This window comes from Candidatus Binatia bacterium (genome assembly GCA_036382395.1).
Classification (GTDB): Bacteria; Desulfobacterota; Binatia; order HRBIN30; family HRBIN30; genus JAGDMS01.
This window is the reverse complement of the sequence record DASVHW010000366.1, coordinates 1-4,390: the sequence shown is the minus strand read 5'-3', so window position 1 is coordinate 4,390 and position 4,390 is coordinate 1. Positions and strand designations below refer to the sequence as shown.

The 4,390-nt window shown below is 63.8% G+C and carries 4 protein-coding genes; 2 read left to right on the top strand and 2 right to left on the bottom strand.

Translation table 11 applies throughout. From position 1 onward, the window contains the following. Window positions 1-220 (top strand): Smr/MutS family protein (locus VF515_17625; protein HEX7409452.1); only part of this gene is annotated, 220 nt, incomplete at its 5' end. Window positions 221-242: 22 nt separating this feature from the next. On the opposite strand, the gene VF515_17620 is transcribed toward VF515_17625, so the two are convergent. Then, window positions 243-1,310 carry a glucose-1-phosphate thymidylyltransferase gene (locus VF515_17620; protein ID HEX7409451.1) on the bottom strand — a complete coding sequence of 356 codons (1,068 nt, stop codon included), beginning with the start codon at window positions 1,308-1,310 and terminating at the stop codon, window positions 243-245. A 144-nt stretch (window positions 1,311-1,454) separates the two neighbouring features. On the opposite strand from VF515_17620, the gene VF515_17615 reads away from it, so the two are divergent. After that, the gene (locus tag VF515_17615; GenBank protein ID HEX7409450.1) at window positions 1,455-2,900 is read left to right on the top strand and encodes a hypothetical protein; all 1,446 of its coding nucleotides are present in this window, start codon (window positions 1,455-1,457) and stop codon (window positions 2,898-2,900) included. Window positions 2,901-2,926: 26 nt separating this feature from the next. Here VF515_17615 and VF515_17610 read toward each other — a convergent pair. Next, window positions 2,927-4,390 (bottom strand): hypothetical protein (locus tag VF515_17610; GenBank protein HEX7409449.1); only part of this gene is annotated, 1,464 nt, incomplete at its 5' end.

Genomic DNA, 4,390 nt, shown 5'->3' with positions numbered 1-4,390 from the left:
CTTCTTGCGACACGCACAGGCACTCGGCGAGCACGTCGTCCGCATTGTGTACGGAAAAGGGCATGGCAGCCCTGGCGGACGCGGCGTGCTGCGCGAAGTGGTCCCGCGCTGGCTCGAACGTGAAGGTGTGGCACTGGTCAGTCGCTATGAGCGTGTGCCGGACGCATCCGGTGCCGACGGTGCCGTCAAGGTCTGGCTGCAGCCGCGTGCCCCACGGTGAACGCCGCACGGCGGCTTCTCGCTCACGGCAGCTCGGTTTCGCAGAAATCGCCTAGAATGAGTCGTAGACTTTCGTGTCCGCCGGTCTTTCCCGTCAACTGGACCCGGCGTCCGAGCAGGCTGCGGACCACGGGCTGACGAACGTCCCGGATGACGCAGTCATCCATCACCACGCTGTCCTCGACGCGGCTGCCGGTGATGTGCACACGGTCGCCAATCGATGCGAACGGGCCGATCTGTGCGTTGATGATCCGGGCCTCCTCGCCGATGATCACCGGGCCGGTGATCCGACTCCCGCTGATCTCCGTGTCGCGGCCGATGCATACGGCGCCTTCAATCATCGAGCTGCTGTCCACCTTGCCATGTATCGCGGTGGCAAGCTTTTGCAGCATGGCCCGGTTCGCGTCGAGGATGTCGTCAGGCTTGCCGGCGTCTTTCCACCATCCGGTTACGATATACGGCGCCACCTTCAATCCGCGGTCGATGAGATCCTGAATGGCGTCGGTGATCTCGTACTCGTTGCGCCAGGATGGCTTGATGCGTTCGATGGACTCGAAGATGTGATGATCGAAAAAATAGCCGCCGACGATCGCGAGGTTGGAAGGCGGGTTCTTTGGTTTCTCGATCAGCCGCACGATGCGGTCGCCCTCGAGCTGAGCGATACCGAATTGGCTCGGATCGTCCACCGCCTTGAGCATGACGACGGCGTTGGCGCCGCTGCGCTGGAATTGCTCCGCGGCGGCGCTCAACCCCTCGGGAATGAGATTGTCGCCCAGATACATCACGAAGGGGTCAGTGCCGACGAACGGGCGAGCGCATTGCGCCGCGTGCGCCAGGCCTCGCGGCTGCGGCTGCTCGATGTAGGTCACGCGCGCTCCCCAACGCTGGCCGTCATCGACAGCATTCTGAATCACGCTGCGACTCTCCTTGCTGACGATGATGCCGATGTCCTGCGCCCCGACCTCCACCAGGCTCTCGATCCCGAAGAACAGCACCGGCTTGTTCGCCACCGGGATCAAATGCTTGGCGGTGCTGAACGTCAGCGGCCGCAATCGGGTGCCTAAACCGGCACACAACACAATGGCTTTCATATCCGCATGTCCTCACTCACCTAAGGACCGCTGGGAAGCACGTGTGACCAGCGGCAGAACCGGCTCCCTTTATCTTAGCCCCGTTTTCACGACTGGCCAACCTCACGTTTGCACTACGCTTGCCAGCGCGGGCTATAATGCCGCATGGCTATGCAGACGCAAGCACTTGCCCGACCGGCACCGGCTCCACGGTGGTGGACGGTATCCGGTTCGCTGGTGGCGTTCTGCGCCGCCGTCTTGCTTGCCTCCTTCCTCAAGTCTGATCCGGCTCGTAACGATTTCGAGCGCTTCGATGACCTGCGGCTGCTGTTTGTGTTCTTCGCCCTGTTCGCCGGACTCTGCTGGGTCTATATCACGGTCTACCTTCGCCGCCAGCCGGTGTCTTGCGGCACCCTGGCAGCGACCACAGCGGCGGCCGCCTTGCTCTTGCTTGCCAGCTTTCCCGTGGGTTCGAAGGACGTCCTCGGATACGCCTTCCTCGGCAGAATGTGGGGCCTCTATCATGCTAACCCCTACGTTGTCGCGCCCACGAAATTCGCGTCGGATCCCTGGCAACAGTTCCTGGCGGCGACCCTGCGGCGTCCGGTGTCCGCGTATGGACCGCTGTTCCTGTGGCAGTGCCGGCTGATCAACGCCGTTGGCGGACAATCGTTCTGGCTTGCCGTCTGGCTGCACAAGGCCGTCGCCGTGATCCTGTTGTTCGGGACGCTGCTGGTGGCGCGGGCGCTGCTCGGCCGCACGGCGTCGGAGGACGCGGCGCCGGCGTCGTGGTTGCTGCTGTTGCTGGCGTGGAATCCGCTTTTCCTGTTCGAGGCGGCGAGTGGTGCGCACAATGACATCGCCATGGTGTTGCTGTTGCTCGGCGCGCTGTGGTGGTGGCACAACAACCGTCCCTATGCGGCTCTGGCCATCTTGGCGCTGTCGTTTTGGTACAAGTTCTACGGCATCATCTTCGTTCCCATCTTTCTGATTGAAACCCTGAAAGCTTCGGGGTTGCGAGCCGCCATGCGCCAGGCGCTGGTGTGTGCGGCGGCGGCGGTCGTCTTTGGTGTGATCCTGCTGGCTCCTCTGCCCGGGGCATTGCCGGCGATCGTTGCCGGAGTGCTGCACCCGGAAAAGATGCGCGGTATTTTTCCCAACGAGCTGTCTCCGGCCCTTGCGGCGCTGTTTTGGGGCCTGCGAGCTGGCGGGATGTTCGCCACCGATCTGGGGTTTCGTATCTTCGACCTCACTCGCTTTGCCGTGCTTGCCAGCGCGGTCGTCGCCATCCTCATGCGACAATGGCGAGCGGCACCAGGCTTCGCGGCTCTGACGGAGAGCTGTTTTCTCACCGGCCTGGTTTTCTTCTTCCTGCTCATCACTCAGCTGTGGCCGTGGCACCTGCTCGGTGTGATTGCGTTTGGAGTCATCTGCGGGCGGGAGCCCTTCCTACTGGCTGCCGTCGTCCTGACCGTGCTGGCGGTGCTCAGCTACTTCCTCACGTTCGCGGTGGCGACGCTGATGCTCGGCGCGGTGGTTGCCGCCTTGTGGCTCCTGCGCCGTTCGCACAAGGCAATGCGGCAGCCAGTCGCGTATCGTCAAGAACCTTAGGCGAGACGCCGCGTGCCATAAGCCGGTTAGGGGAAGATCCCGAGCGGCAACCGCAGCGCTGGCGGCTCGATCGGCATCGCTTTCAGCCTGAGGCCTTCCCCGCCATTCGAGCGGACATACACTTCGGCCGACCGGTCGCGGTAAGCGAGTTGCCAGTCCGCCAGCGTGCGGATCGGACATGGCCAGCCGGCCGGCACCAGCACCGCCTGCGTGGGGTACTGGTCGAGAAGCCGCCGCCATCCAGGTGCGCCGCTGAAGAAATTGAAGTTGTCTTCGACGACGCGTTCGGGGAAGACGGTGGCAAAGCGGCCATCCAAGGACACTCTGACTTGCGGGGCCAGGAACCAGAGCACGTATTCGCCCCAGTCCAGCGGAACGGCGATGTTCCCGCCTGCACCGGCATCTCGCAACGCCTGAACCGCTGCGACCGGGTACTCGAACGCGTTGAAGGTGATTTGGAATCCAGAGGACCAACCCCGTATCCCCGTCAGCGCGAACTGCAGGGCCGCCAGGAGGACGATTGCCGCACCAATCAGGCGGCGGGCGGCGGGGCTGAGCGCGAAGGTGGAGCGTTGCCCGAGCCAGCGCACGGCGCTGTCCACTTGCATTGCCAACGGCGCCGCGGCGCAGAGGGCGAAGACCGGTGTGTGCCGCTGGTGGCGCAGAGCGAGAAAGCCGACGCTGAGGGCCAGAGCGGCCTGCCAGCCGTCGCGGCGCCAGTCGCGCATGAACACCAGCGTCGCGAAGAACAGTCCCAGCATGACGAAGAATGCGAACTGCGCGGCTTCCATCGACGCCGGTTGCCATTCGCTGATCGGATGGGCGCGGCTCAGCTCATTCCATATGTAGAAAAGCAAACGGGGACCGTAAGGGTTGAGCGATGTCACCGCCGCGGAGGCGATGAAGACGATCCAGGGCCTGAGCGATCGCCCCTTGCCGCCGAGCAGGTCGGCGCCGGCGAACAGGCCGACGATCCCCAGACCGAGCACAAAGCCGCCGTGCAGGTTCACCCAGATCAGAAACATGCCGGGCAAGAGCCACAGCACGCTCCGGCGGCCACGCCCATACTCGTCGAGCAACAGCAGCGTCAGGGCGACGAAGAAGTACGTGAACACTTGCGGCCGGATGCCGAAGCCCCGCGCCAGCACCGCGATGGCCAGCAGGCCAATGACTCCGCGGACGTGGGGCGACTGCGTGTGGCGGCGTACGTGTGCCAGCAGGAGCAAGAACGTAGTTGTCGTGATGGCGAATTTTGAAACCAGAAGCCCGGCGGACCCGGCCCAGTCGTACACCGCCGCCATGAGCACCTGTGATAGCCATTCGTGATTCACCCACGGCTGCCCAATGGTGGTGTACGCGTAGGTGTCCAGGCGCGGAATCGTGCGGCTGGCGAGAATGTCGCGGCCGAACAGGAGATGCCCCCACAGATCGTTGTCGGCCTCGTTGGTCCAGAAGAAGTAGACGACGCTGCTGGCGAGCAGCAGCATCCA